The organism is Rhizobium sp. IBUN, from assembly GCF_000510625.1.
GTDB lineage: Bacteria > Pseudomonadota > Alphaproteobacteria > Rhizobiales > Rhizobiaceae > Rhizobium > Rhizobium altiplani.
The window spans coordinates 79,540-104,240 of record NZ_AZNV01000023.1 but is presented as its reverse complement, the minus strand read 5'-3'; the positions used below and the strand labels follow the sequence as shown (position 1 = coordinate 104,240).

Sequence of the window (24,701 nt, the reverse complement as noted above, 5' to 3'; positions counted from 1 at the left end):
TTGAGGAACATGCGCCACCAGCGCAACCGCGCTTGCACCTCCTCTTCCCGTTCGGTGGCGTGGATGTAGGAATAGAGATAATCCGTGGCGACCAGATCGAAGAAGGCGTTAGGGTTCACCAGAAACTCGCGGCCGCGTCTGGTTGGCAGCAGCACATCCTTTTTCCGACGAAGCAGCTTCAGATGANGGGTCATGTCGCGCACGACCCAGAGCGGCGGCATGTCGCGTTCATTGAGCACCTTGTGCATGCTGTAGAGATCTTCGGCTGTAAAGTCGGGCCAGAGGAAGTTAACAGCGGCCCAATGCACGAACTTGCGGTTCATGGCGCCGGTTGCCGTCAATCCTATGCCACCCTCACCGTCGGCATAGGCAACAGCAAGAAGCATGCCGCGAAGAAGTGGTGACAGCGCGGCGACATTGACGTCACCCTGCAGTTTGATTTCCGGAAGCATCGTGCGGCTTTGATCCCCAACTGCGCCATGCAAGTGCTAGCGAGTATCGAGCGGTAAAAGAACAATTGCCAGTGAGAAAGCTAAAGCCGAAGGGGAATGTTATCACCCGCCCCCGCTCCGCCCTTACAACCCGGCCCAGCCGGCCGGATCGGGGGCTGATTGTCAGAGCCAGTGTCGCATTTCTAAATGGCTGAAGACCCGCCCAAGGTGACATTTCTACTTTGCAAACCGGCGGACATTTCAACCTGGCCGCCACAATGGATTGTAGGGGGGTGGGTTCTAGAATGAAGTGCGACTTGCTAATGATCCCAATGGGTTATCAATTGCAAGGACGATGCAATGAAGCGCACCTACTCTCAGATTGGATTGGACGAACGCCGTAAGATTGCCCGTTGGAGGTTGGCTGGGCTCAGTATTGACGCCATTGCAGAGAAGCTCGGAAGGCATCGTTCGACGATCTTTCGCGAAGTCCGGCGCAACATATTCGTCGACAAGGAAGTTCCTGATCTCAGCGGCTACTACTGCGTGACCGCCCATCAAATGGCCTGTGATCGCCGATTAAAGCTGCGCAAGCTCGCGCGCTTCTCGCATGTCCGGCAATCGGTGATCGAGCGGATCGTACACGGCTGGTCACCGCAGCAGATTGCCGGTCGGATGCGCCTGGAGCACCATCCGATCTCGGTGAGCCACGAGACGATCTACAAATTCGCATACTCGGCCGACGGCCAGGCGATCAAGCTGTGGCGACATCTGCCGGAGCGTCGTGCCAGGCGCAGGCCAAGACATGCCAGACGCAAGCACGGTCAACGCTTTAGCTCGGATCTGAACATTTTGCGTCGTCCCGACACTGTCGCTGACCGCAAACAGTTTGGGCACTGGGAATGTGATCTTATCCAGTTCCGCAAGAAGTTTGGAAAGGCCAACGTCACGTCGCTCGTCGAGCGCGTTAGCCGATTTGCGATCTTCCTGCGTAACAACGACCGTCAGTCACGTCCGGTCATGGACGGCCTCATACAGGCCCTCAAGGCCCTACCCCATCTAGCCCGTCGCTCGATCACCTTCGACCGTGGCACGGAGTTTACGGATTGGCCGTATCTTCAGGCGAGCATCGGCACCCAAACCTGGTTCTGCGACCCGCAATCGCCGTGGCAGAAAGGCACCGTCGAGAATACCAATGGCCGCGTCCGGAAATGGCTTTCGAGAGAGGTCGATCCATTATCGGTCACAGATGCCGATCTGATCGAGATCTGCAACCGGCTTAACGCAACACCCCGCAAATGCCTTGGATATCGAACCCCGGCCGAAGTCTTCCGAAAGAAACTGCTCGCGCAGATCAGACATGCCGGCTAGCTTGATGAGCCACAAAAGTCGCGGTTCAGCATGAACTCACAATCCCGTAAGGAATAGCGCACGAAGCACGCCTACCAACACCCCTCCTGGTGATCTATGCTCTTTCCTTGTGCGTAGACTGCCCTAGAATTCCTAGGACAGCCGGAGCCGTTGCCATGCGCGCCTTTCTCGCAGTTTTCATTCTGTGTGCCGCGTCCTTCGTTTTGTTTGCGGCCGCTCAAGCCGAAGATCCGATCGACGCGACGCGAACGATGATCGAGGCGCAGATCAAGGCGTTCCTGAACGACGACGTCGACACGGCCTATTCCTTTGCCGCACCCGGGATCAAGGCGATCTACCCCGACAAGAACGTCTTCTTCGCCATGGTCAAGAAAAGCTATGAGCCGGTTTACCACCCTGGCAATTATGCCTTTGGGCGCAGCCGCTCGATCGACAATGGCGCGATGATCTATCACGAGGTGCTGATATCAGGCCGTGACGGCAAGGATTGGACTGCCGTCTACCAGCTGGCGCGTCAGCCTGACGGAAGTTACAAGATCAACGGTGTGCAGATCGTGCCAAATACCGAAAGCAAAGGCATCTAAAGAAATGCCGCGGAAAGCCTCTCGCGATTTTTCGTTCGGAATTCAGATCAGACCGGCTGGTTCCAAGGCATCAGGTTGAGCAGCTTCGCCATGCCGCACCAGCCGGATATGCCGGCAAAGGCAAGCGCCGCGCCAAACAGGCCAGCAACGACGAAGCCGGCTGGGCTGATGAAGAAGCCGGCAAGCACCGACAGCAGCACGAGGAAGCCGACGACGATCTGGACCTGACGGAAGATCGTTAGGCGCGGGGCGGCTGTGCCGACCACCGGCAGGCCTTCCGCTTTCCAAGCAGCGATGCCGCCCTCAAGATTGAAGACCGGATACTCGCTTCCCTCCTGGGCTACCAGCCGCTCGCAGGCTTGCTGGCCGCGACCGCCCTTCAGGCACTGGAATACGACCTTGCGTCCGGCCGGGACGGAAAGGACTCGGGTGAGGTTTCCGACCTCGGACAGAAGCAGGGAAAGGGCCGAAGCGATATGCTCGCTGCGGAACTCCTCCGGCTCGCGGACGTCGATCAGGACCGCCTCGCCCGCACCTATCCACTCTTTCGCCTGGCGCGGTGTCACCACCTTCATCGACTGCGTCATTGCTCAAACCTTCCTGCAGAAGCGGTTGTAGAGAATTTCCATTATCTCCAGAGCCGCCGGATCGTTGATAAAATAATAGAGCGTACGGTGGTCCCGCCGGAAATCGACGAGGCCTTCCTTCTTCAATTTCGCCAGATGCTGCGACATCGAGGTCTGGCCGATGCCTGTCTCCTCGACCAGCGTACCAACGCTCTTCTCGCCGGCGGCAAGAAGACAGAGGATCAGCAGCCTGTGCGGGCTTGCAAGTCCACTCAGGAACTCCGCAGCCCCTTCCGCCTTGCCGCTCATCTCCAGCGTGAAGTCCGTCATCGGCGCCTCTTTACATTTCGTATTTTATTGATATCACATTTTTGCGAAATGAAAAGCAGGAAATACGGAAACAGAATGATGAGCAAGGATTACAAGCAGATCACCCGTGATATCGCCGCCTATACCGGAGAACTGAGAAAGCTGGCGCCGGAGGCCATGCTAGGCTTCTACGCACTAGCGAAGGGCGCAAGCGGCGATGGCGCTCTCGACAAGAAGACGAAGGAACTGATCGCGTTGGCGATCGGCGTCACTCAGCGCTGCGACGGCTGCATCGGCTTTCACGCCAAGGCATTGAAAGAACTCGGCGCTACTCGTGAAGAGGTCGCCGAGGTCATGGCGATGAGTGTTTATATGGGCGGTGGCCCAGCGTTGATGTATGCCGCAGACGCGCTGCGCGCCTATGACCAGTTTGCCGAAGCTTAAGGCGGCTCAGACTGGATCGAGATCGCCCCTCGCCCATTCCTCCATGGTCTCGGCCATGAAATCGGCGAAACGGCCTTCGGCGATCGACTTGCGGATACCCTGCATCAGCTCCTGGTAATAGGCGAGATTGTGCCAGGAGAGCAGCATGCCGCCGAGGGCCTCACTGGCGCGCACGAGGTGGTGCAGGTAGGCACGCGAGTAGTCGCGCGATGCCGGGCAGTTCGATTGTTCGTCGAGCGGCCGCATATCCTCTGCGTGACGGGCATTGCGGATGTTGACCTTGCCGCGACGTGTAAAGGCAAGCCCGTGACGGCCAGAGCGGGTCGGCATCACGCAGTCGAACATGTCGATGCCGCGAGCGACGGACTTCAGGATATCGTCAGGCGTACCGACGCCCATGAGATAGCGCGGCTTCTCCGTTGGCAATACCGGAAGGGTCTCCTCGAGCATCTTCAGCATGACCTCCTGCGGCTCTCCAACGGCGAGACCGCCGACCGCGTAGCCCTTGAGATCGAGATCGGTCAGTGCCGCGGCCGACCGGACGCGCAGCGCGGGTACATCCCCGCCCTGCACGATCCCGAACATGGCTTTACCCGGCTGGTTGCCGAAGGCAACCTTGCAACGCTCCGCCCAGCGCAGCGACAGCTCCATGGCGCGCTCGATTTCCCGCGGTTCCGCCGGCAGCGCCACGCACTCGTCAAGCTGCATCTGGATGTCGGAATCGAGCAGTCCCTGGATCTCGATCGAGCGCTCCGGCGACATGTGATGCAGGCTGCCGTCGACATGTGACTTGAAGGTTACGCCCTGCTCATCGAGCTTGCGGAGACCCGAGAGCGACATCACCTGGAACCCGCCGGAATCGGTCAGGATCGGATGCTCCCAGCGGATCAGCCTGTGCAGACCACCGAGCCGGGCCACGCGTTCCGCTGTAGGGCGCAGCATGAGATGATAGGTGTTGCCGAGGATGATGTCGGCGCCCGTGTCGCGAACCTGGTCGAGATACACGGCCTTAACGGTACCGACGGTGCCGACGGGCATGAAGGCCGGCGTGCGGATCGTGCCCCGCGGCATCGAGACCTCGCCCAGGCGAGCACCGGCGTCAGTCTTCTTGAGGGTGAACTGAAAGTTCTCGGTCATTTAGTCTTTCCGGAAAAGAAGGCTGGAATCGCCATAGGAATAGAAGCGGTAGCCCGTCGAAATCGCGTGCTGATAGGCCGCATGCATGGTCTCGAAGCCGGCAAAGGCCGAAACGAGCATGAACAGGGTCGATCGGGGCAAATGGAAGTTCGTCATCAGCATGTCAACCGCCTTGAAGCGGTAGCCTGGCGTGATGAAGATACCCGTGGCGCCGGCCCAGGCCCGGATCTCGCCATTGTCCTGCGCAGCACTTTCGATCAGCCGTAGCGAAGTCGTGCCCACACAGATGATGCGCCCGCCCCTCGCCTTCACGGCATTGAGGCTCGCAGCCGTTTCGGCGCTGACATAGCCGCTTTCGAGATGCATCTTGTGGTCATCGGTATCGTCCGCTTTGACTGGCAAGAAGGTGCCGGCGCCGACATGTAGCGTCACGAAATGGCGCTCGACCCCAGCCTTGTCGATCGCGTCGAAAAGCGCGGGCGTGAAGTGAAGTCCGGCCGTGGGAGCGGCGACGGCGCCTTCCTCGCGCGCATAGATGGTCTGGTAGTCGGCGCGGTCGCGCTCATCCTCGGCGCGTTTGGCGGCGATGTAAGGTGGCAACGGAATATGTCCGACGGAATGGATGGCCTCGTCGAGCATCGGCCCAGACAGGTCGAAGGCAAGGGTGACTTCGCCGCCCTCGCCTTTTTCCTCGACCGTGCATTCGAGCTTGCCGAGCAGGCAGCTGGTGCCGTCATGGCCAAATGAGATGCGATCACCGATCTTGATGCGCTTACCGGGCTTGGCAAAAGCCTTCCAGCGGCTGGTGCCGGTGCGCATATGCAGCGTTGCCGAAACCTGCTGACCGCCGGCGCCCTCACGATAACGGATGCCCTCGAGCTGCGCCGGGATCACCTTGGTGTCGTTGAAGACGAGCGCGTCTCCTGTCCTTAGAAAGCTGAGCAAATCGCTAACCCGATGGTCCGACAGCTGCACTTCGCCCGCCGGGTCGACGACGAGCAGGCGCGCGCTATCGCGCGGCTCGGCGGGCCGCAGGGCGATCCGTTCATCCGGCAGGTCGAAATCAAAGAGGTCTACGCGCATCACTCAAATCCAGGCAAAGCGAAACCCGCCCCACGCTTTCACGCAAGGGCGGGTTTCAGCAAAAATCACAATCAGACGTCAGCGGCAACCCGCATCGAGACGATCGAGTCCGGATCGACGACCGGCTCGCCCTTCTTGATCTTGTCGACGTTGTCCATGCCTTCGATGACCTGACCCCAGACGGAGTACTGCTTGTTCAGCCAAGGAGCATCGGTGAAGCAAATGAAGAACTGCGAATTGGCAGAGTTCGGGTTCTGGGAGCGGGCCATCGAGCACGTGCCTCTGACGTGGCTGACCGCCGAGAACTCAGCCTTGAGGTCGGGCTTCTCGGAACCGCCCATGCCGGCGCGGCTCGGGTTGAAGCTCTCGCCGCCCTTCTTGCCGAACTTCACGTCACCGGTCTGCGCCATGAAATCGTTGATGACGCGATGGAAGACAACGTTGTCATAGGCCTTCTCGCGAGCGAGTTCCTTGATGCGGGCGACATGTTCCGGCGCTACTTCCGGCAGCAGCTGGATGACAACCTTACCCTTGGTGGTTTCCAGGATGATGGTGTTTTCGGGATCCTTGATCTCGGCCATTCGTCTTCTCCTACTTGTCTTGAAACTTACTTGCTGCCGACGGTGACCTTGATCATCCGGTCGGGATTGCTGACTTCGCCGTTCTGGCCCTCGCCGCGCTTGATCTTGTCGACATTCTCCATGCCGGAGACGACCTTGCCAACAACCGTGTACTGGCCGTTGAGGAAGGAGCCATCAGCAAACATGATAAAGAACTGGGAGTTCGCCGAGTTCGGGTCCTGCGAGCGGGCCATACCGACCGTACCCCGCACGAAAGGCGTCTTCGAGAATTCGGCCGGCAGGTCAGGCAGGTCGGAGCCACCGGTACCGGCACGGCTCGCATCGAAGCCCTTTTCCATGTTGCCAAACTTCACGTCGCCGGTCTGGGCCATGAAGCCTTCGATGACGCGATGGAAGGCGACGTTGTCATACGCGCCCTTCTTGGCGAGCGCTTCGATCTGCGCGACGTGCTTCGGCGCGACGTCCGGCATAAGCTGGATCACGACCGGACCGTCTTTCAGCTGGATCGTCAGCGTGTTGCCGGACTGCGCGAATGCGGCGCCCGCGAACGAGGCAAGGGAAAGCACGGCTGCAAATGCGAAAGAGAAAAGTTTCATAATGGCTCCGTTGCGGCGAAAAGGTCGCCTAGGATTTGCGCTTGGATTGAAGAGCTTTCAAGACGGCAGCCGGCACAAAGGCGCTGACGTCGCCTCCCATGGCAGCGATTTGCCGGACCAATGTGGCGGTTATGGGCCGCGAGGCCGTTCCGGCTGGCAGAAAGATCGTTTGAATGTCGGGCGCCATCTGGCGGTTCATCCCGGCCATCTGCATTTCATAGTCGAGATCGGTGCCGTCCCTGAGGCCGCGGATCAGTAGGGTCGCGCTATGGGATCGCGCCGCGTCGACGACGAGATTGTCGAATGCAACGACTGAGATGTCGCCGGTCTTTTCAGGCATTGCTTCCGCGAGCGACTGGCGAATGAGATTCGCCCTCTCATCGAAGGAAAAGAGCGGCGCCTTGCCGGGATGAACGCCGATCGCGACGATAACCTTGGACGCAACGCTCAGCGCCTGGACAAGAACATCCAGATGTCCGTTGGTGATCGGGTCGAACGACCCCGGATAAAAAGCTGTCGTCATGGGTCTAGCCATTTGTTTCGACGCCCTTTTGTCATGGATGACGGTTGCCCGCAAGTCATTTGCCCATCGCTGAACGGCGGATGAATGCAGCATTCAAGGCGGCTTCAGACCGGCTCGCTATAGTTGAGACCGTCAACACCCGATGTCATTCCGACATCGGTCAGCCCCGGAAAACGCCCATGCTGATCATCCTTGTTGTATTCGCTGTCATCGTCTCGCTGCTTGCCGAATTTTTCCACGGCTACGTGCGGGAAATGCAGGATGCAAGTTGGGTGCGGCCAAGCGTACGGGAACATTATGCAATCGTGCGTAGGACAGGAAATGTGGCGTTTAAACCGATTAAGGATTCTGAATGCCAGATGAACGGCGCATTCAAGGTCGCTTCAGAACGGCCTTGCTAAACGACCCGTCAATATCCCTGGAACCATTTTCGCACGCATGCGTTCACTCAACCAGCGTAACGCGATACGCCGCACAAGGAAGAAGATATGCCCAATAAAATTACCATGATTAATGCTGTCTGGATGGTAATGATGACTGGTATGCTTGCAGCGACTGTCGCGCTTTACGATCACAAAGTGGAAGCGTCCAAGGTATATGGCCCTTATGCGTCGGCTCGTGCGGCGGTAATGAGCCAGTACTAAGGGACGTGAACGCAAAGCCCAGGAGGATTGCTCATGTTCACGATACTAGCTGTGCTCACCGCCCTTATCAGCATAATGTTTATCGTGTCCGTGGCTTCCACCATCTCTGCCCTTCGCCATGAAAGCGAAGAACTGAAGAAGACCGATGGAAAACACAGCTGGTTCTAGCCGCTGTCGACATCTGGGATTGCATGTTTTCAATCGAAATAGGCCGGATGAACGAGGTTTGTCCGGCCTTTTTCGTGCCTAGAGATGCCGTTCTCTCGCGCATAGCTTAACGTCGCTTCTAGCAGAGCCTTGGCACAGCCGCCGCTCCTTTCACTTCGACGCACATAGACCATGATGAGCGTTGCCCGATGCACCATCTTACTGGCACGCTGGCGGCTCAGCCCCCATCATCCCGACGGGCTCACCCTGCTTAAGGGCCACGAGAACAGGCCCGTCGACCAATCGCCTACGCCATTCATCGTCTGAGAGCGCTTCCCAGTCGCCGACGGTGCTGGCAAAGGCTGCGGGTTCGGTCCGCAGCGCTCCAGCCGAATGACATTGAAGATGGCAACATCGTCAATACCGAGAATCCGGATCACTCTGCCCTCCATTTTGGCTGCAGCACCGCCAGCCGGTTCCCGCAGTCAAGGTGCCCCCAAAAAAAAACCGGGCAGTCGCCCGGTTTTCAAGATCAAACGCTTAGAACATCACGCTTCCGTGTCAGGCTCACCTTCCGGAACCGAGGCAATGTCGTCGCCATTCTCGACAACCTCTTCAGCCTCCTCCTCGGGCTCGCTAATGCGCTCCACGGATACGACCTTTTCATCCTTGGCAGTCGAGAAGATGGTGACGCCCTTCGTTGCTCGGCTCGCGATACGGATGCCGCCCACCGGAACGCGGATGAGCTGGCCGCCATCGGATACGAGCATGATCTGGTCGCCTTCGTTGACCGGGAAAGCGGCCACGAGTTCGCCGATCTCCCCCGTCTTCGACGTATCGGTGGCGCGAATGCCCTTGCCGCCACGGCCGGAAATGCGGAAGTCGTAGGAGGAGGATCGCTTGCCGAAGCCCTTCTCCGAAACCGTCAGGACGTACTGCTCGCGCGCCTTCAGTTCCTCATAGCGCTCGTCGCTCAGTTGACCTTCCTCGGTCACTTCCTCGCCAACCAGCGAGATTTCCTCGGCGTCACCCGTCGCGAGGCGGCGTTCGCTCGCGGCCCGCTTCAGGTAGGCTGCGCGTTCCCAAGGTTCGGCATCGACATGTCCAACAATCGTCATCGAGATGATGCGGTCGCCGTCACCGAGGTTGATGCCGCGAACGCCGATGGAGTTGCGGCCAGCAAAGACGCGGACGTCATCGACGGGGAAGCGAATGCACTGACCGAGCGCCGTGGTCAGAAGCACATCGTCATGCTCGGTGCAGGTCTCGACTGAGAGGATTTCGTCGCCTTCTTCCTCGAGCTTCATCGCGATCTTGCCGTTGCGGTTGACCTGAACGAAGTCGGAAAGCTTGTTGCGGCGAACTGTCCCGCGCGTCGTCGAGAACATGACGTCGAGCTTATCCCAGCTGTCCTCATCCTCCGGCAACGGAAGGATCGTGGTGATGCGTTCGCCGGGCTCCAGCGGCAGCATGTTGATGAGCGCCTTGCCGCGCGCGGTCGGCGTGCCGATCGGCAGGCGATAGACCTTTTCCTTGTAGACGATACCGCGCGAGGAGAAGAACAGAACCGGCGTATGCGTGTTGAGAACGAATAGCTGGCTAACAAAATCCTCGTCGCGCGTCGTCATGCCGGAGCGGCCCTTGCCGCCACGGCGCTGGGCGCGATAGGTCGTCAGCGGCACGCGCTTGATGTAGCCGAGATGGGAGACCGTCACGACCATGTCTTCGCGGGCGATGAGATCCTCATCGTCCATTTCAAGGCCGCCGTCCATGATCTCGGTGCGGCGCGGCGTGCCGAATTCGTCGCGAACGGCTGCAAGCTCTTCTTTGACGATCGTCTGGATGCGAACCCGCGACGACAGGATTTCAAGGTAATCCTTAATCTCTTCGCCTATCTTGTTGAGTTCGTCACCGATTTCGTCACGGCCGAGTGCGGTCAGACGGGCCAGACGCAGTTCGAGGATGGCGCGCGCCTGCTCTTCCGAGAGGTTGTATGTCAGGTCCTCATTGATGCGGTGACGCGGATCGTCGATCAGGCGGATCAGGCTTTCGACATCGGCGGCCGGCCAGCGGCGCGTCATCAACTGCTCGCGTGCGGTCTGCGGATCCGGCGCCTGCCGGATCGTGCGGATGATCTCGTCAATATTGGCGACAGCGATCGCCAGGCCGACCAAGACGTGAGCGCGCTCGCGGGCCTTGCGGAGAAGGAATTTCGTTCTCCGGCTAACGACTTCCTCACGGAAGGAAACGAAGGCGCGCAGCATATCGAGTAGCGTCAGCTGTTCCGGCTTGCCGCCGTTCAGCGCCACCATGTTGCAGCCGAAGGAGGTTTGCAGCGGCGTGTAGCGGTAGAGCTGGTTCAGGATGACATCGGCATTCGCATCGCGCTTCAACTCGACGACGACGCGATAGCCCTGACGGTCGGATTCATCGCGTAGGTCGGAGATCCCTTCGATACGCTTGTCGCGCACCAGTTCGGCCATCTTCTCGATCATCGTCGACTTGTTCACCTGATACGGGATCTCGGTGATGATGATCTGTTCGCGATCGCCACGCATCGGCTCGATGGTGGCAACGCCGCGCATGATCACCGAGCCGCGACCGGTCTCGTAGGCCGAGCGAATGCCGGCGCGACCAAGGATCTTGGCGCCCGTCGGGAAGTCCGGACCCGGAATAATCTGCATGATGTCAGGCAGTTCGATCGCCGGGTTGTCGATCAGCGCAATGCAGCCGTCGATGACTTCGGACAGATTGTGCGGCGGAATATTCGTCGCCATCCCCACGGCGATGCCGCCTGCCCCGTTCACTAGGAGGTTCGGGAACTTTGCGGGAACAACGACGGGCTCGGACAGCGTGCCGTCATAGTTATCGCGGAAGTCGACCGTTTCCTTGTCGAGATCGTCGAGCAGCGAATGCGCGGCCTTCTGCAGGCGGCACTCTGTGTAGCGTTCGGCCGCCGGCGGATCGCCGTCGACGGAGCCGAAGTTGCCCTGGCCGTCGATCAGCGGAAGGCGGAGCGACCAGTCCTGCGCCATACGCGCTAGCGCGTCGTAGATCGCTGCGTTGCCGTGCGGATGGTATTTACCCATCACATCCCCGGTAACGCGGGCGCATTTGACGTATTTCTTGTTCCAGTCGATGCCGAGTTCGGACATGCCGTAAAGGATGCGCCGGTGCACGGGCTTCAGGCCGTCGCGGACATCAGGCAGGGCGCGGCTGACGATAACGCTCATGGCGTAATCGAGATACGACCGCTGCATTTCCTCCATGATGGAGATGGGCTCGATGCCTGGCGGGAGCTTCCCGCCGCCGGGGGGTGTTTGCTCAGTCAAAACAGATCACGATCTCTTCTAGAATCACTTGAAGATTTATAGCGGAAAGCCTGTTCCTACGCTAATTTTGGCACGGGTTTTGAACAGACTTTTGCGGTCTTATGAGGGCAATGGGAGTCTCTGGGACGGTTATTTGCACCGCCCTAATAACACCATTTGCCAAAATGGTCTCTCCGCATCACAATCGCGAAAAAACCAAGTGTTTATATGGGCTCACGGAGAGACAATGGCAAGCGTCGACCAACTGATCAACGCCTTCACGACGCTGCTTGTCACGATCGACCCGCCTGGTCTTGCTCCACTCTTTCTCGGGCTCACGACCGGCATGAGCCGCAGCCAGCGAAAACAGGTGGCGCTGCGCGGCTCGATCATCGCCTTTGTCATTCTTGCCGCTTTCGCCCTGTTCGGGGCCAGCGTGCTCGGGGTGCTCGGAATCTCGATCGGCGCCTTCCGCATTGCCGGTGGTCTTCTGTTATTCTGGATCGCCTTTGAAATGGTGTTCGAGAAGCGGCAGGACCGTAAGGAGAAGACGAGCACAGCCGCAATCACCGTCGATCATATCCATAATATCTCGGTCTTTCCGTTGGCGATCCCTCTGATCGCCGGTCCCGGTGCCATTTCGGCGACGATCCTAATTGCCGGATCGATGCAGGCTTCGCTCGAGCGGGCGCAATTGATCATTGTCATCGCATTGAGTCTGCTGCTGCTGTTTCTCTCGCTGCTCATCGCCGAAAGACTTGATCGCTTCCTCGGCGTAACGGGGCGCGCAATTCTGACACGCCTTCTCGGTGTCATCCTGGCGGCGCTTGCCACGCAGTTCGTCGTCGACGGTTTGAGATCTACCCTCATGACGACGCCAGCCGGCTAGGTCAAAAAGCCGGTTACCTGCACGGCTTCCATCGCGGCAAGCTCGGGGGGCGTCCAATCCCGGAGATTGAAAAGCGGACGGCGCACCTTGCGGCGCGCCGTCCAACTTATGCCACGAATACTCTGCGATCAAAACGGGATATCGTCGTCGAGATCGCGCGAGAAGTTTCCACCGCCGCCGCCACCGCTGCTGCGGCCAGATGATTGCGACGGCGCGCCGTAGTCGTCGCCGTAGCCACCGCCGCCACCGAAATCGTTGCCGCCGGCATTACTGCCGCGACCACCGCCGAAGCCGGAGCTTGCGCCGCCACCCTCGCCGCGACCGTCCAGCATCGTCAGCGTCGAGCCGAAGCCCTGCAGAACGACTTCCGTCGAATAGCGGTCCTGGCCGTTCTGGTCTTGCCACTTACGCGTCTGCAGCGCGCCTTCGATGTAGAGCTTGGCGCCCTTCTTCACATACTGCTCGACGACCTTGCAGAGGCCTTCGTTGAAGACTACGACCGTATGCCATTCCGTCTTCTCGCGGCGTTCGCCGGAGGTGCGATCACGCCAGGTCTCGGACGTCGCGATGCGAAGGTTGGCGATCGGCCGGCCATCCTGGGTCCGCCGGATTTCGGGGTCAGCGCCCACGTTCCCGATCAGAATTACCTTGTTTACGCTGCCAGCCATACTTTCACCTTACCTGCCGCCCTGCCCGGCGGCGCTTGAAACAATCGGTGCACCTTAAACCATAGAGCGCCGGCGATGGGTGTCCATCGCCGGTTCATCCACAAGGAATTTTGTTCTTTATTTGTTCTAGTTTATCCCTATGATCCTGTCAACCGAATCGAAAACCTTGCAGCAGACGGACATTCAGCCTCGACTCGCCAGCCGGCATCACTAAATAAGGGGCTTGTTCCAGCACAGAAGCAGAAGACGATGAGCGAACTGAAGACGATTTCCATCCGCGGCGCGCGCGAGCACAATTTGAAGGGCATCGATCTCGATCTGCCGCGAAACAAACTCATCGTCATGACCGGCCTTTCGGGATCCGGCAAGTCGTCGCTTGCCTTTGACACGATCTATGCCGAAGGACAGCGACGCTATGTCGAAAGCCTTTCGGCCTATGCGCGCCAGTTCCTTGAAATGATGCAGAAGCCTGACGTCGATCAGATCGACGGCCTGTCGCCAGCGATTTCGATCGAGCAAAAGACGACCTCGCGCAACCCACGCTCGACGGTCGGTACGGTGACCGAGATCTATGACTACATGCGCCTGCTCTTTGCCCGCGTCGGCGTACCCTATTCGCCCGCGACCGGGCTGCCGATCGAGAGCCAGACGGTCAGCCAGATGGTCGATCGCGTGCTGGAATTCGGAGAAGGCACGCGTCTCTATATTCTCGCCCCGCTCGTGCGCGGGCGTAAGGGGGAGTACAAGAAGGAACTGGCAGACCTGATGAAAAAGGGTTTCCAGCGCGTCAAGGTCGACGGCCAATTCTACGAGATCGCCGACGTGCCAGCCCTGGACAAGAAGTACAAGCACGATATCGACGTCGTGGTCGACCGTATTGTGGTGCGGCCGGATACGGCGTCGCGCCTTGCCGACAGCTTCGAGACTTCGCTCAAGCTCGCCGATGGCCTCGCCGTTGCGGAATTCGCCGACAAGCCGCTGCCGCCGGAAGAAACTGCCGCCGGCGGCTCCGCCAACAAGTCGCTTAATGAAACGCATGAACGCGTTCTCTTCTCCGAGAAGTTCGCCTGCCCGGTATCGGGCTTCACCATTCCCGAGATCGAGCCGCGGCTTTTTTCCTTCAACAATCCAGCCGGCGCCTGCCCGACCTGCGACGGTCTCGGAGCGCAGCAGAAGATCGACGCCAACCTGATCGTGCCGGAGCCTGAGCGCACGCTGCGCGATGGCGCCATTGCACCGTGGGCGAAGTCGACCTCTCCCTATTACAATCAGACGCTCGAAGCTCTCGGTAAGCACTATGGCTTCAAGCTCGGCGCCCGTTGGAACGATCTTTCGGAGCAGGCGAAGGATGTCATCCTGAATGGTACCGACGAAAAGATCGAGTTCCACTATGCCGATGGCGCGCGGTCCTATACCACGCACAAGAATTTCGAGGGCATCATCACCAATCTCGAGCGTCGCTGGAAGGAGACGGATTCCGCCTGGGCGCGAGAGGAAATCGAGCGCTATATGTCGGCAGCCCCCTGCCCGTCTTGTGGCGGTTTCCGCCTGAAGCCGGAGGCGCTTGCCGTCAAGATCAATACGCTGCATATCGGCCAGGTGACCGACATGTCGATCCGCGTCGCCCGAGACTGGTTCGAGGTCCTGCCGCAGTCGCTGAGCGCCAAGCAGAACGAGATTGCCGTTCGCATTCTCAAGGAGATCCGCGACCGCCTGCGCTTCCTCAATGACGTAGGCCTGGATTATCTCAGCCTGTCGCGAAACTCCGGCACCTTGTCGGGGGGCGAGAGCCAGCGCATCCGGTTGGCGTCGCAGATCGGTTCCGGCTTGACCGGCGTATTGTATGTCCTCGACGAGCCATCGATCGGTTTGCATCAGCGCGACAACGCTCGGCTGCTTGATACGCTGAAGCACCTTCGCGATATCGGCAACACCGTGATCGTGGTCGAGCATGACGAGGACGCGATCTTGACCGCCGACGATGTCGTCGACATCGGTCCCGCCGCCGGCATCCATGGTGGCCAGGTGATCGCCCATGGCACGCCACAGGAGATCATGGCGAACCCTAAGTCGCTGACCGGCAAATATCTGTCCGGTGAACTCGGCGTTCCGGTTCCCGACGAGCGCCGTAAGCCCAAGAAGGGCAAGGAAATCAAGGTCGTCGGCGCCCGCGGCAACAATCTGAAGAATGTCACCGCCTCCATCCCGCTCGGCGTCTTTACGGCGGTCACTGGCGTATCAGGGGGCGGTAAGTCCACGTTCCTGATCGAGACGCTGTATAAATCGGCGGCCCGGCGCGTCATGGGCGCCCGCGAAATCCCGGCTGATCACGATCGCATCGACGGCTTCGAACACATCGACAAGGTCATCGATATCGACCAGTCGCCGATCGGCCGCACGCCGCGTTCCAACCCAGCGACCTACACGGGCGCGTTTACCCCGATCCGTGACTGGTTTGCCGGTCTGCCGGAAGCGAAGGCGCGCGGCTACCAACCGGGACGCTTCTCGTTCAACGTCAAGGGCGGACGCTGCGAAGCCTGCCAAGGCGACGGCGTCATCAAGATCGAGATGCACTTCCTGCCTGATGTGTACGTCACCTGCGACGTCTGCCATGGCAAGCGCTACAACAGGGAGACGCTCGACGTTACGTTCAAGCACAAGTCGATTGCCGACGTGCTCGACATGACCGTCGAGGAAGGCGTCGATTTCTTCGCTGCCGTCCCGGCTGTGCGCGACAAGTTGCAGGCCCTGAAGGATGTCGGCCTCGGCTACATCAAGGTCGGACAGCAGGCGAATACGCTGTCCGGTGGCGAGGCGCAGCGCGTCAAGCTGGCAAAGGAACTGTCGAAGCGATCGACGGGCCGCACCCTCTACATCCTCGACGAGCCTACGACCGGCCTGCATTTCCACGACGTCGCCAAGCTCCTGGAGATGCTGCAGGAGCTGGTCAACCAGGGGAATTCGGTCGTCGTCATCGAGCACAATCTCGAAGTCATCAAGACGGCGGACTGGATTCTCGATTTCGGTCCGGAAGGTGGCGATGGCGGTGGGGAGATAGTCGCCGTCGGCACGCCGGAAGCGATCGTCAAGGAGAAGCGGTCCTATACCGGGCAGTTCCTGAAGGAGCTGCTTGAGCGGCGTCCCACACGAAAAACTGTAGTGGCAGCCGAGTGATGCTGAGAGCGGCGTCGCTCGATGACCTGCAGGCTGTCGAGGCGCTGACCGGCGAAGCCTATGCTCGATACACGCGTCTCCTTGGCCGCCCGCCCATTCCCGTTACCGAAGACTACGCACCGCGCATCGGTCGCGGTGAGGTCTGGTTGCGGGAGGTGCAAGGAGAGCTTGCCGGCCTGGCCGTCGTTGAACGGCACCCAGACCATGTGATGCTCTTCAGCATTGCTGTCTCCCCGAAATTTCAGGGCGCCCAGTACGGCCTTGCCATTCTGAGATGGGTGGAAGAGACGGCGCGGGAATGGGGGCTTCCGGAAGTTCGTCTCTACACGAATGCTCGCATGGAACGGAATATTGCGCTCTACCGGGCGTTTGGCTTTCAGGAAACGGGTCGCCGCGAGAATCCGCATAGGCCAGGATGGGTGATTGTCGATATGGCAAAGCAAGTCGGCGGACTGAGATAATCAGAGGAGGAAGAAATGACGAAATCCGGCAACATTCGCGTCGGCATCGGCGGCTGGACCTTCGAGGCATGGCGGGACCACTTCTACCCCGGGGATCTGAAGCAGAAGGACGAACTGAACTATGCAAGCCGCAAGCTGAAGGTCATTGAGATCAACGGCACCTATTACAGTTCGCAGAAGCCGGAAACCTTCGCCAAATGGGCGGCGGATGTGCCTGATGGCTTCATCTTTTCGCTCAAGGCCAGCCGTTTTGTCACCAATCGTCGTGTGCTCGCGGAGGCTGGCGAGTCGATGGAGCGCTTTCTCACTCAGGGCCTGACGGAGCTCGGCCCGCACCTGGGCCCAATCCTCTGGCAGTTCGCCCCGACGAAGAAGTTCGATCCGGATGATTTCGAAGCCTTCCTCAAGCTGCTGCCGAACAGGCAGGATGGCTTGCCTCTGAAGCACGTCGTCGAGGTACGCCATGACTCGTTCAAGGTGCCGGAATTCGTGGCGTTGCTTTCGAAATACGGCGTTGCGCCTGTCTGCGCGGAACACTTCGATTACCCGATGATCGCGGATGTAACTGCCGACTTCGTCTATGCGCGCCTTCAGAAAGGTTCGGACGATATCAGGACCTGCTACTCGCCGGGCGACTTGAAAGACTGGGCTACGCGCCTCGAAACCTGGGCGGATGGCAAGGTACCCGGCGATCTGCCTCTCATCGATGGCGATCGCAAGGTTGCAACCGAACCGCGGGATGTCTTTGCCTTCATGATCCATGAAGGCAAAGTCAATGCGCCCTTTGGGGCGATGGCGCTACAGGAAGCGGTGTTGCGATAGGCTTGTCGTCAGAGCGGACGAACCTCAGTCGCCAGCTCTTCCGCGGTCAGTCCTTTGCCAGCGCGCATGCCGGCGTCTCCATGCATGTAGACGCCGGCCGCGGCCGCCTCGAACGCAGGAACGCCCTGGGCCATCAGCGCTCCAATGACGCCTGCGAGAACATCGCCGGAGCCGGCGGTTGCGAGCCAAACCGGTGCGTTGGTGTTGATGCAGGCTCTCCCGTCAGGCGAGGCGATGACGGTATCGGCGCCCTTGTAGACGATGGCGGCATTCGCCCGTGCCGCGGCAGCCTGCGCTTTTTCGACCTTTCCCATGGCTGTGTCAGCGGCGATATCGGGAAACAGCCGGCCGAACTCCCCCTCATGTGGCGTTAGCACCAGCCGCGGCTCGCCGGAGAACTGTAAAAATAGTTCATCCGGGGCATCCTTAAACGACGAAAGCCCGTCTGCGTCGAGCACGAGATGGCGGTCGGAAAGTGCGGCGACGAAGCGCCGCGCCTTGTCACCGACTCCGAAGCCTGGGCCGAGAACGAACGTCTGCAGCCGCTCGTCGTGCAGCCAGTTGCCGAGTGCGGCTTCCTCTTCGATCGGATGCAGCATGATCGCCGTAAGGTGCGCCGCATTCTCTGCGACTGCATCTCCCGGCGCGGCGATTGTCACGAGTCCTGCCCCGGCCTTCAGCCCCGCCATCGCCGACATTCGGGCGGCGCCGGTCTTGCCTGCCTCGCCGGAGAAGACGACGAGGTGACCGCGTTTGTATTTATGTGTTTCCAGTCCGCTTGAAGGCAGCACCTGGCGCCAACATTCCGGCTGGTTCTCGGCGATTTGCAGTTTCTTCTCGGCGCGAACGATACGGGCGGGTATGCCAATGTCGAAGACTTCCAGTTCGCCGCAGAGTTCGCGCCCGGGCATCAGGAGATGGCCGGGTTTCCGCGTCATGAAACTAACGGTCCGAACGGCCGTGAAGGCCGCCCCTCGGACGGTTCCCGTACGACCGTCCACGCCCGATGGCAGGTCGACGGCAATTACCGGCACCTGCGCCTGCTTCACTCGCTCAATCACGTCAGCGACGCTCTTCGGAACATCGCGGGCAAGGCCAGCACCGAACAAGGCATCGATGATTACGTCGCCATTCCGTGGCAGATACGTCTCAAGCGGCTGTACTGCGTTCGGAAAATTGTCCCTGGCCCGGGCGGCATCGCCCTTGAGCTTCTCCGGTTCGCCCATCTGGAATACGACGACGGCAACGCCGCTATCAGCTAGCAAGCATGCGGCAACATAGCCGTCGCCGCCGTTGTTGCCCGGACCACAAAGAACGACGGCGCGAAGAACCGCGGGAAAATCACGCAACAAACTGGCGGCGACGGCGGCACCTGCTCGTTGCATAAGGGCATAGCTAGGGATGCCGGACGCGGCGGCGGCCGTATCGACTGCTGTCATTTCTTCCGGCGTGAGGAGTAGATTGGAGATTCCCGCGGTCATCGCCGCATTCAATCAGAAATCGCCTAAATAACAACCTGTCGAATGATCGGCGAAAAGATCGAAAAATGTGCAAACGCACAAAGGTTAGGCGAATGGCGAGTTTTGCCATCGACTATTAGCGTGGAGGAATATTCCGAAAAATGAGCCGGATTTGCCGCTTGCATGTCGATTTTCGAAGAATTTCAGCCCAAAACCAGTGAAAATCTGCCCGATTATGGGTTCCTGCGCCTGATCTGCGTTAATTTCTGAAAAATCCGCTTCCCAACTGGCACGATAACTGCATCATGACGGAAAGCAGGTCTGAGCCTGCCATTAACGGGAGAAGCGGAGAGTCATTTTCTCATGAAAAAGATCGAAGCGATCATCAAGCCCTTCAAGCTCGACGAAGTGAAGGAAGCCCTTCAGGAAGTTGGCCTGCAGGGTATTACAGTTACGGAAGCGAAGGGCTTCGGTCGCCAGAAAGGCCATACGGAACTCTACCGGGGCGCGGAGTATGTCGTCGATTTCCTGCCGAAGGTGAAGGTGGAGGTTGTCCTCGCGGACGAAAACGCGGAAGCCGTCATTGACGCGATCCGCAAAGCCGCCCAGACCGGCCGCATCGGCGACGGCAAGATTTTCGTCTCCAACGTCGAAGAGGTTATCCGCATCCGTACCGGCGAAACCGGCATCGATGCCATTTAATCTTTATCGCCTTCGGGCGAACCAAAGTATCGTCATCTCAAATAAAGGAACTATTTAATGGCGACCGCAAGCGAAATTCTTAAGCAAATCAAGGAAAACGACGTCAAGTTCGTAGACCTTCGCTTCACCGACCCGAAGGGCAAGCTGCAGCACCTCACGATGGATGTGGTCTGTGTCGACGAGGACATGTTCGCTGACGGCGTCATGTTCGACGGCTCTTCGATCGTCGGCTGGAAGGCCATTAACGAATCCGACATGGTGTTGATGCCAGACCCCGAAACGGTTCACATGGACCCGTTCTTCGCGCAGTCCACCATGGTCATTCTGTGCGATATTCTCGATCCGGTCTCCGGCGAAGCCTACAATCGCGATCCACGCGGCACCGCCAAGAAGGCTGAAGCCTACCTCAAGGCATCCGGCATCGGCGACACTGTCTTCGTTGGTCCAGAAGCTGAATTCTTCGTCTTCGACGACGTGCGCTACAAGGCAGATCCCTACAACACCGGCTTCAAGCTCGATTCCACGGAACTGCCGTCCAACGACGACACCGAATATGAAACCGGCAACCTCGGCCACCGTCCGCGTGTCAAGGGCGGCTATTTCCCGGTTCCGCCGATCGACAGCTGCCAGGACATGCGTTCGGAAATGCTGACGGTTCTGTCGGAAATGGGCGTGGTCGTCGAAAAGCACCACCACGAAGTGGCGGCTGCCCAGCACGAGCTCGGCATCAAGTTCGACACGCTCGTCCGCAACGCCGACAAGATGCAGATCTACAAGTACGTCGTGCACCAGGTCGCCAACGCTTACGGCAAGACGGCAACCTTCATGCCGAAGCCGATCTTCGGCGACAACGGCTCCGGCATGCACGTGCACCAGTCGATCTGGAAGGGCGGCAAGCCGACCTTCGCCGGCGACGAATACGCAGGCCTGTCCGAAACCTGCCTCTACTACATCGGCGGCATCATCAAGCACGCAAAGGCGCTGAACGCCTTCACCAACCCGTCGACGAACTCCTACAAGCGTCTCGTTCCGGGCTATGAAGCTCCGGTCCTGCTCGCCTACTCGGCCCGCAACCGTTCGGCATCGTGCCGCATTCCGTTCGGCACCAACCCGAAGGCCAAGCGCGTCGAAGTCCGCTTCCCCGATCCGATGGCAAACCCATACCTCGCTTTTGCCGCCATGCTGATGGCCGGTCTCGATGGCATCAAGAACAAGATCCATCCTGGCAAGGCCATGGACAAGGACCTTTATGACCTGCCGCCAAAGGAACTGAAGAAAATCCCGACGGTGTGCGGCTCGCTGCGCGAAGCGCTGGAAAGCCTCGACAAGGACCGCAAGTTCCTAACCGCCGGCGGTGTATTCGACGACGACCAGATCGATAGCTTCATCGAGGTGAAGATGGCGGAAGTCATGCGCTTCGACATGACGCCGCATCCGGTCGAATACGACATGTACTATTCCTCCTAAGAAGAGAGAAAGCCCCGGTTCGCCGGGGCTTTCGCCTGACCGGATGTCACAGTTATTTGATAGCGGATGTGACACTCATGTGACGAGATCCCGCAAAAATCTTGATTTGAGCGGGGCCAATCACCAAATCAGGTGATGAAAGGAAGTCGTACCATGAAAGAAAGAGTAGCAAAGTTCAGTATCGGTGAAGTGGTTCGGCACAAGGTATTTCCGTTTCGCGGCGTGATCTTCGATGTCGATCCGGAATTCGCGAATACGGAAGAATGGTGGAACTCCATTCCCGCCGAAGTGCGCCCCAGCAAGGATCAACCCTTCTACCATCTGCTGGCCGAGAATGATGAAAACGAATACGTTGCCTACGTATCCGAGCAGAACCTGATCAACGATGAAAGCGGCGTACCGCTCCGTAACGAACAGGTCTATCAGATTTTCGATATGGCACCGACGGGGCAGTTCAAACCCAAGATGAACTTGGCCCACTAACGTCCGCTAATATCATTCAAAACCCCGCTCCTCCCGCGGGGTTTTTCTTTGCTTGGGTCGTGTAACAAAAAACCCGGCGCAAGGCCGGGTTCTTTGCGAATCCGATGGCTCAGAATTACTGAGCCTTGGCAGCCTTCTGGGCCTCTTCAAGCTTCTTGCGGGCTTCGTCAGCCTTCTTCTGCATGCTGTCCTGCAGGCTCTTCTGGCTCTCAGCAAGCTTGGAAGCGGAAACCGGTTCGCCATCAAAGGCGCCGGTGAAGCCTTCGAGCGAGATCTTGATCGGGTTCGGCGCGCGGCGGAAGTTGATCGAGGTGAGAACCAGATCGGTGCCCTTCTTCAGGCTGGCGACCATGGCGTCAGTCAGCGGGATCTGGGCGACACATCGGTCGGGCATGCACATCAGGTAGTCGATTTTCTGGGCCTTGCCGCCGTCGATCTGCATCGCGACACCTGGCGGGATCAGACGAGCCGGCGGAACCGAAACCTGAAGGCTCTTGTTGTTGATCTTGCCGGAAACGCTGATGAGGCCAACGCCCGTGACGAGCTGGCCGCCGCCTGCGAGAACAACGTTCTGAACGACGCAGACATCATTGTCTTCCTGCTTACTACAGGTCTTGTACCAGCCGAGACGCGGGGCGCCGGCAGCAGTAGCCGGGTCGGCGGAGGCCGCTGCATCCTGCGCGAAGGACGATACGGGAGCTGCTGCAGCACCGAGCATCACTGCCAGAACGGACAGGGCTGCCCGCGTTTTGTTTTCAGCCTTGAACATCATAACGAATTCCGTCTCCTGAAATCCCTTAGGGACGACAACGGTGCCATCCTCACCAACAGGGTTGTTCGCAATCCACCTCTTAGAACAATGAGGCAAATGCATGACCCCCCGACTTCGGGTTCCCCTGTTACATTGCGTCGGGCCAGATATCCAGTATTTCTTTGACCTTTTCGGGGTCATCCGAAAGAATTCGGCGCGGATGGTGAACTGCGGTGGCTGCATGATAGTCTTGCGCCGAATCGTGCCGTTCCCTGAAAGGACCTCAACGATGCTTCGGATCGTTCTTCCCGTCATTTTTACACTCGTTGGCAGCGCGGCTCTCGCTGAGCCGGTGCATGGCATCGCGATGCATGGCGTGCCGGCCCTGCCCGCCGATTTCAAGCACCTTCCTTACGTCAATCCCGATGTGAAAAAGGGTGGGAAGATCAGTTATGGCGTCGTCGGGACCTTCGACAGCCTCAATCCCTTCATCTTGAAAAGCATGCGCACGACGGCGCGCGGCATGTGGGATCCGGAGTACGGAAATCTCGTTTTCGAGACGCTGATGCTGCGCTCGCGCGATGAACCCTTCGCCCTCTACGGCCTGCTGGCAGAGTCCGTCGAATGGGACGAAGACCGGACGTTTATCCAGTTCAATCTCAATCCAGCCGCCAAATGGTCGGACGGGCAGCCGGTGACCCCCGATGATGTGATTTTCACTCTCAATCTGCTCAAGGAAAAGGGGCGCGTTCCCTTCAGCACGCGATTGAATGCGGTCGAGAAGATGGAGAAGGTGGGCGACCACAGCGTTCGTTTCACCTTCAACGACAAGGCTGATCGCGAATTCCCGATGATTTTGGCCGGCTCCACGCCGATCCTGCCGAAACATGCCATCGATCCAGAGACATTCGATCGTTCGACGCTCACACCTCCCGTGGGATCTGGTCCTTACAAGATCAAGTCTTTGAAGCCCGGCGAGAGCATCACCTTCGAACGCGATCCCAATTACTGGGGCAAGGACATTCCGGCCAAGGTTGGGCTCGACAACTACGATCAGATAACGGTGCAGTATTTCCTGCAGGACACCACCCTGTTCGAGTCTTTCAAGAAGGGTGACATCGATATCTATCCGGACGGAAGTCCCGGCCATTGGGCAAGTGCTTACAATTTCCCGGCAGTGACCTCAGGCAACGTCGTCAAGGATACGTTCGAACCCAAGCTGCCGAGCGGCATGTTCGGTTTCGTCTTCAACACCCGGCGGCCGGTCTTTGCCAACGCGAAGCTTCGCGAGGGGCTGTCGCTGGTCTTCGATTTCGAATGGGCGAACAAGAACCTCTTCTCGAACGCTTATATCCGCACTGCGAGTTTCTGGCAGAACTCGGATCTGTCGAGTTTCGGGGTGCCGGCGGACGAACGCGAGCTGAAGCTTCTCGGCCCGATCAAGGATCGAATCGATCCAGCGATCCTGGATGGCACCTACAAGCTCCCAGTCACCGACGGATCGGGCCGCGATCGCAATGTCCTGAAGCAGGCAGCCGCGCTCCTCAAGGAAGCAGGGTATACGATCAAGAATGGCAAGATGAGCGACACCGACGGACGTCTGCTTGCTTTCGAGATCATGACGCAGAACACCGACCAGGAGAAGCTCGCAGTCTCCTATCAGCGTTCACTGCAACTGCTCGGCATTGTCGCGACCATCCGCACGGTGGACGATTCCCAATATCAGAGCCGCACGAGCAGCTTCGACTATGACGTGATCATCAAGTCCTATACGTCGTCCCTCTCGCCGGGCATCGAACAGCTCGGACGTTGGTCTTCCGCGGCCAAGGAGCGCGAAGGCACAGACAATTTCGCCGGAGTTTCCGACCCTGACATCGATACGCTGATCCAGCACATCCTTATGGCCCGGTCGGCTGAAGACTTTACCGCGGCGGTGCGTTCTCATGATCGGATGTTGCTGTCGGGGCACTATGTCCTGCCGCTTTACCATGTTGATCAGCAGTGGGTTGCGCGCAGCAAGCGCATCGCTCATCCGGACTCCGTGCCGCTCTATGGCTACCAGTTGCCGGCATGGTGGGATCAGAGCGTCCAATAGCA

At 59.0% G+C, this 24,701-nt stretch carries 26 protein-coding genes and 1 pseudogene; 14 read left to right on the top strand and 13 right to left on the bottom strand.

Annotated features, from left to right (window positions below; genetic code table 11):
• A pseudogene (locus RHIBUN_RS0120595) lies at window positions 1–452 on the bottom strand (hypothetical protein); the annotation flags it as partial.
• Between the two features lie 339 nt (window positions 453–791).
• On the opposite strand from RHIBUN_RS0120595, the gene RHIBUN_RS0120590 reads away from it, so the two are divergent.
• Together RHIBUN_RS0120590 and RHIBUN_RS0120585 are read left to right on the top strand one after the other, a co-directional pair.
• Window positions 792–1,802: an IS30 family transposase gene (locus RHIBUN_RS0120590; RefSeq protein WP_025660999.1), complete on the top strand. Its 1,011-nt coding sequence runs from the start codon at window positions 792–794 to the stop codon at window positions 1,800–1,802.
• Between the two features lie 155 nt (window positions 1,803–1,957).
• The gene (locus tag RHIBUN_RS0120585) at window positions 1,958–2,386 is read left to right on the top strand and encodes a DUF4864 domain-containing protein (RefSeq protein ID WP_025660998.1); all 429 of its coding nucleotides are present in this window, start codon (window positions 1,958–1,960) and stop codon (window positions 2,384–2,386) included.
• A gap of 47 nt (window positions 2,387–2,433) precedes the next feature.
• Here the strand turns inward: RHIBUN_RS0120585 and RHIBUN_RS0120580 are convergent, their stop codons facing one another.
• Both RHIBUN_RS0120580 and RHIBUN_RS0120575 read right to left on the bottom strand, forming a co-directional pair.
• A complete protein-coding gene (locus RHIBUN_RS0120580) occupies window positions 2,434–2,973 on the bottom strand; it encodes a rhodanese-like domain-containing protein (RefSeq protein ID WP_025660997.1) in 540 nt (179 codons plus the stop codon).
• Between the two features lie 3 nt (window positions 2,974–2,976).
• Window positions 2,977–3,282 carry a metalloregulator ArsR/SmtB family transcription factor gene (locus tag RHIBUN_RS0120575; RefSeq protein WP_018855053.1) on the bottom strand — a complete coding sequence of 102 codons (306 nt, stop codon included), beginning with the start codon at window positions 3,280–3,282 and terminating at the stop codon, window positions 2,977–2,979.
• A 78-nt stretch (window positions 3,283–3,360) separates the two neighbouring features.
• Between RHIBUN_RS0120575 and RHIBUN_RS0120570 the strand changes: the two genes are divergently transcribed.
• A complete protein-coding gene (locus RHIBUN_RS0120570; RefSeq protein WP_025660996.1) occupies window positions 3,361–3,705 on the top strand; it encodes a carboxymuconolactone decarboxylase family protein in 345 nt (114 codons plus the stop codon).
• Window positions 3,706–3,711: 6 nt separating this feature from the next.
• Here the strand turns inward: RHIBUN_RS0120570 and tgt are convergent, their stop codons facing one another.
• The 5 genes from tgt to coaD all read right to left on the bottom strand — a co-directional run bounded on the left by tgt (window position 3,712) and on the right by coaD (window position 7,625).
• Complete coding sequence (gene tgt, locus RHIBUN_RS0120565) at window positions 3,712–4,842, bottom strand: tRNA guanosine(34) transglycosylase Tgt (RefSeq protein ID WP_025660995.1); 1,131 nt, start codon at window positions 4,840–4,842, stop codon at window positions 3,712–3,714.
• Window positions 4,843–5,925, bottom strand: a complete 1,083-nt coding sequence (queA, locus tag RHIBUN_RS0120560; protein ID WP_025660994.1) for a tRNA preQ1(34) S-adenosylmethionine ribosyltransferase-isomerase QueA — start codon at window positions 5,923–5,925, stop codon at window positions 4,843–4,845.
• A 71-nt stretch (window positions 5,926–5,996) separates the two neighbouring features.
• Window positions 5,997–6,506, bottom strand: coding sequence for a peptidylprolyl isomerase (locus RHIBUN_RS0120555; protein ID WP_018855049.1), 510 nt, complete (start codon window positions 6,504–6,506; stop codon window positions 5,997–5,999).
• A gap of 26 nt (window positions 6,507–6,532) precedes the next feature.
• Window positions 6,533–7,102 (bottom strand): peptidylprolyl isomerase, encoded by a 570-nt coding sequence (locus tag RHIBUN_RS0120550; protein ID WP_025660993.1) that lies wholly within the window; start codon window positions 7,100–7,102, stop codon window positions 6,533–6,535.
• 28 nt (window positions 7,103–7,130) lie between these two features.
• Window positions 7,131–7,625, bottom strand: coding sequence for a pantetheine-phosphate adenylyltransferase (coaD, locus tag RHIBUN_RS0120545; RefSeq protein WP_018855047.1), 495 nt, complete (start codon window positions 7,623–7,625; stop codon window positions 7,131–7,133).
• A gap of 179 nt (window positions 7,626–7,804) precedes the next feature.
• Here coaD and RHIBUN_RS0120540 point away from each other — a divergent pair, with 179 nt between their 5' ends.
• From RHIBUN_RS0120540 to RHIBUN_RS37930, 3 genes are all read left to right on the top strand, one after another.
• Window positions 7,805–8,026, top strand: coding sequence for a hypothetical protein (locus tag RHIBUN_RS0120540; RefSeq protein ID WP_051420073.1), 222 nt, complete (start codon window positions 7,805–7,807; stop codon window positions 8,024–8,026).
• 87 nt (window positions 8,027–8,113) lie between these two features.
• Window positions 8,114–8,269: a hypothetical protein gene (locus RHIBUN_RS36900; RefSeq protein ID WP_198021165.1), complete on the top strand. Its 156-nt coding sequence runs from the start codon at window positions 8,114–8,116 to the stop codon at window positions 8,267–8,269.
• 33 nt (window positions 8,270–8,302) lie between these two features.
• Complete coding sequence (locus RHIBUN_RS37930; RefSeq protein ID WP_018855044.1) at window positions 8,303–8,437, top strand: hypothetical protein; 135 nt, start codon at window positions 8,303–8,305, stop codon at window positions 8,435–8,437.
• Window positions 8,438–8,466: 29 nt separating this feature from the next.
• Here RHIBUN_RS37930 and RHIBUN_RS37385 read toward each other — a convergent pair whose 3' ends face one another.
• Window positions 8,467–8,610, bottom strand: coding sequence for a GNAT family N-acetyltransferase (locus RHIBUN_RS37385; RefSeq protein WP_245271695.1), 144 nt, complete (start codon window positions 8,608–8,610; stop codon window positions 8,467–8,469).
• A 354-nt stretch (window positions 8,611–8,964) separates the two neighbouring features.
• A complete protein-coding gene (gyrA, locus tag RHIBUN_RS0120525; RefSeq protein WP_037217258.1) occupies window positions 8,965–11,748 on the bottom strand; it encodes a DNA gyrase subunit A in 2,784 nt (927 codons plus the stop codon).
• A gap of 226 nt (window positions 11,749–11,974) precedes the next feature.
• On the opposite strand from gyrA, the gene RHIBUN_RS0120520 reads away from it, so the two are divergent.
• Entirely contained in the window at window positions 11,975–12,616 is a 642-nt protein-coding gene (locus RHIBUN_RS0120520) for a MarC family protein (protein ID WP_025660990.1), read from the top strand.
• Window positions 12,617–12,744: 128 nt separating this feature from the next.
• On the opposite strand, the gene RHIBUN_RS0120515 is transcribed toward RHIBUN_RS0120520, so the two are convergent.
• The gene (locus RHIBUN_RS0120515; protein ID WP_018855039.1) at window positions 12,745–13,284 is read right to left on the bottom strand and encodes a single-stranded DNA-binding protein; all 540 of its coding nucleotides are present in this window, start codon (window positions 13,282–13,284) and stop codon (window positions 12,745–12,747) included.
• Window positions 13,285–13,533: 249 nt separating this feature from the next.
• On the opposite strand from RHIBUN_RS0120515, the gene uvrA reads away from it, so the two are divergent.
• The 3 genes from uvrA to RHIBUN_RS0120500 are packed head-to-tail and all read left to right on the top strand — an operon-like array spanning window position 13,534 to window position 17,741.
• The gene (gene uvrA, locus RHIBUN_RS0120510) at window positions 13,534–16,458 is read left to right on the top strand and encodes an excinuclease ABC subunit UvrA (protein WP_025660989.1); all 2,925 of its coding nucleotides are present in this window, start codon (window positions 13,534–13,536) and stop codon (window positions 16,456–16,458) included.
• On the top strand, window positions 16,455–16,919 hold the full coding sequence (locus RHIBUN_RS0120505) for a GNAT family N-acetyltransferase (RefSeq protein ID WP_025660988.1): 465 nt from the start codon (window positions 16,455–16,457) through the stop codon (window positions 16,917–16,919). Before uvrA ends, RHIBUN_RS0120505 begins: the two co-directional genes overlap by 4 nt.
• 15 nt (window positions 16,920–16,934) lie before the next feature.
• On the top strand, window positions 16,935–17,741 hold the full coding sequence (locus RHIBUN_RS0120500) for a DUF72 domain-containing protein (RefSeq protein WP_025660987.1): 807 nt from the start codon (window positions 16,935–16,937) through the stop codon (window positions 17,739–17,741).
• A gap of 8 nt (window positions 17,742–17,749) precedes the next feature.
• Here RHIBUN_RS0120500 and RHIBUN_RS0120495 read toward each other — a convergent pair whose 3' ends face one another.
• Complete coding sequence (locus RHIBUN_RS0120495; protein WP_025660986.1) at window positions 17,750–19,222, bottom strand: bifunctional ADP-dependent NAD(P)H-hydrate dehydratase/NAD(P)H-hydrate epimerase; 1,473 nt, start codon at window positions 19,220–19,222, stop codon at window positions 17,750–17,752.
• Window positions 19,223–19,564: 342 nt separating this feature from the next.
• Here RHIBUN_RS0120495 and RHIBUN_RS0120485 point away from each other — a divergent pair, with 342 nt between their 5' ends.
• The 3 genes from RHIBUN_RS0120485 to hspQ all read left to right on the top strand — a co-directional run bounded on the left by RHIBUN_RS0120485 (window position 19,565) and on the right by hspQ (window position 21,853).
• The gene (locus tag RHIBUN_RS0120485) at window positions 19,565–19,903 is read left to right on the top strand and encodes a P-II family nitrogen regulator (protein ID WP_003539626.1); all 339 of its coding nucleotides are present in this window, start codon (window positions 19,565–19,567) and stop codon (window positions 19,901–19,903) included.
• Window positions 19,904–19,960: 57 nt separating this feature from the next.
• Window positions 19,961–21,370 carry a type I glutamate--ammonia ligase gene (gene glnA / locus RHIBUN_RS0120480; RefSeq protein WP_018855034.1) on the top strand — a complete coding sequence of 470 codons (1,410 nt, stop codon included), beginning with the start codon at window positions 19,961–19,963 and terminating at the stop codon, window positions 21,368–21,370.
• Between the two features lie 153 nt (window positions 21,371–21,523).
• Complete coding sequence (hspQ, locus tag RHIBUN_RS0120475; RefSeq protein WP_025660985.1) at window positions 21,524–21,853, top strand: heat shock protein HspQ; 330 nt, start codon at window positions 21,524–21,526, stop codon at window positions 21,851–21,853.
• Between the two features lie 115 nt (window positions 21,854–21,968).
• On the opposite strand, the gene RHIBUN_RS0120470 is transcribed toward hspQ, so the two are convergent.
• The gene (locus tag RHIBUN_RS0120470) at window positions 21,969–22,625 is read right to left on the bottom strand and encodes an invasion associated locus B family protein (protein WP_018855032.1); all 657 of its coding nucleotides are present in this window, start codon (window positions 22,623–22,625) and stop codon (window positions 21,969–21,971) included.
• Between the two features lie 268 nt (window positions 22,626–22,893).
• Here RHIBUN_RS0120470 and RHIBUN_RS0120465 point away from each other — a divergent pair, with 268 nt between their 5' ends.
• Window positions 22,894–24,699 (top strand): extracellular solute-binding protein, encoded by a 1,806-nt coding sequence (locus tag RHIBUN_RS0120465; protein WP_025660984.1) that lies wholly within the window; start codon window positions 22,894–22,896, stop codon window positions 24,697–24,699.
• The last annotated feature ends 2 nt before the right edge of the window (window positions 24,700–24,701 follow it).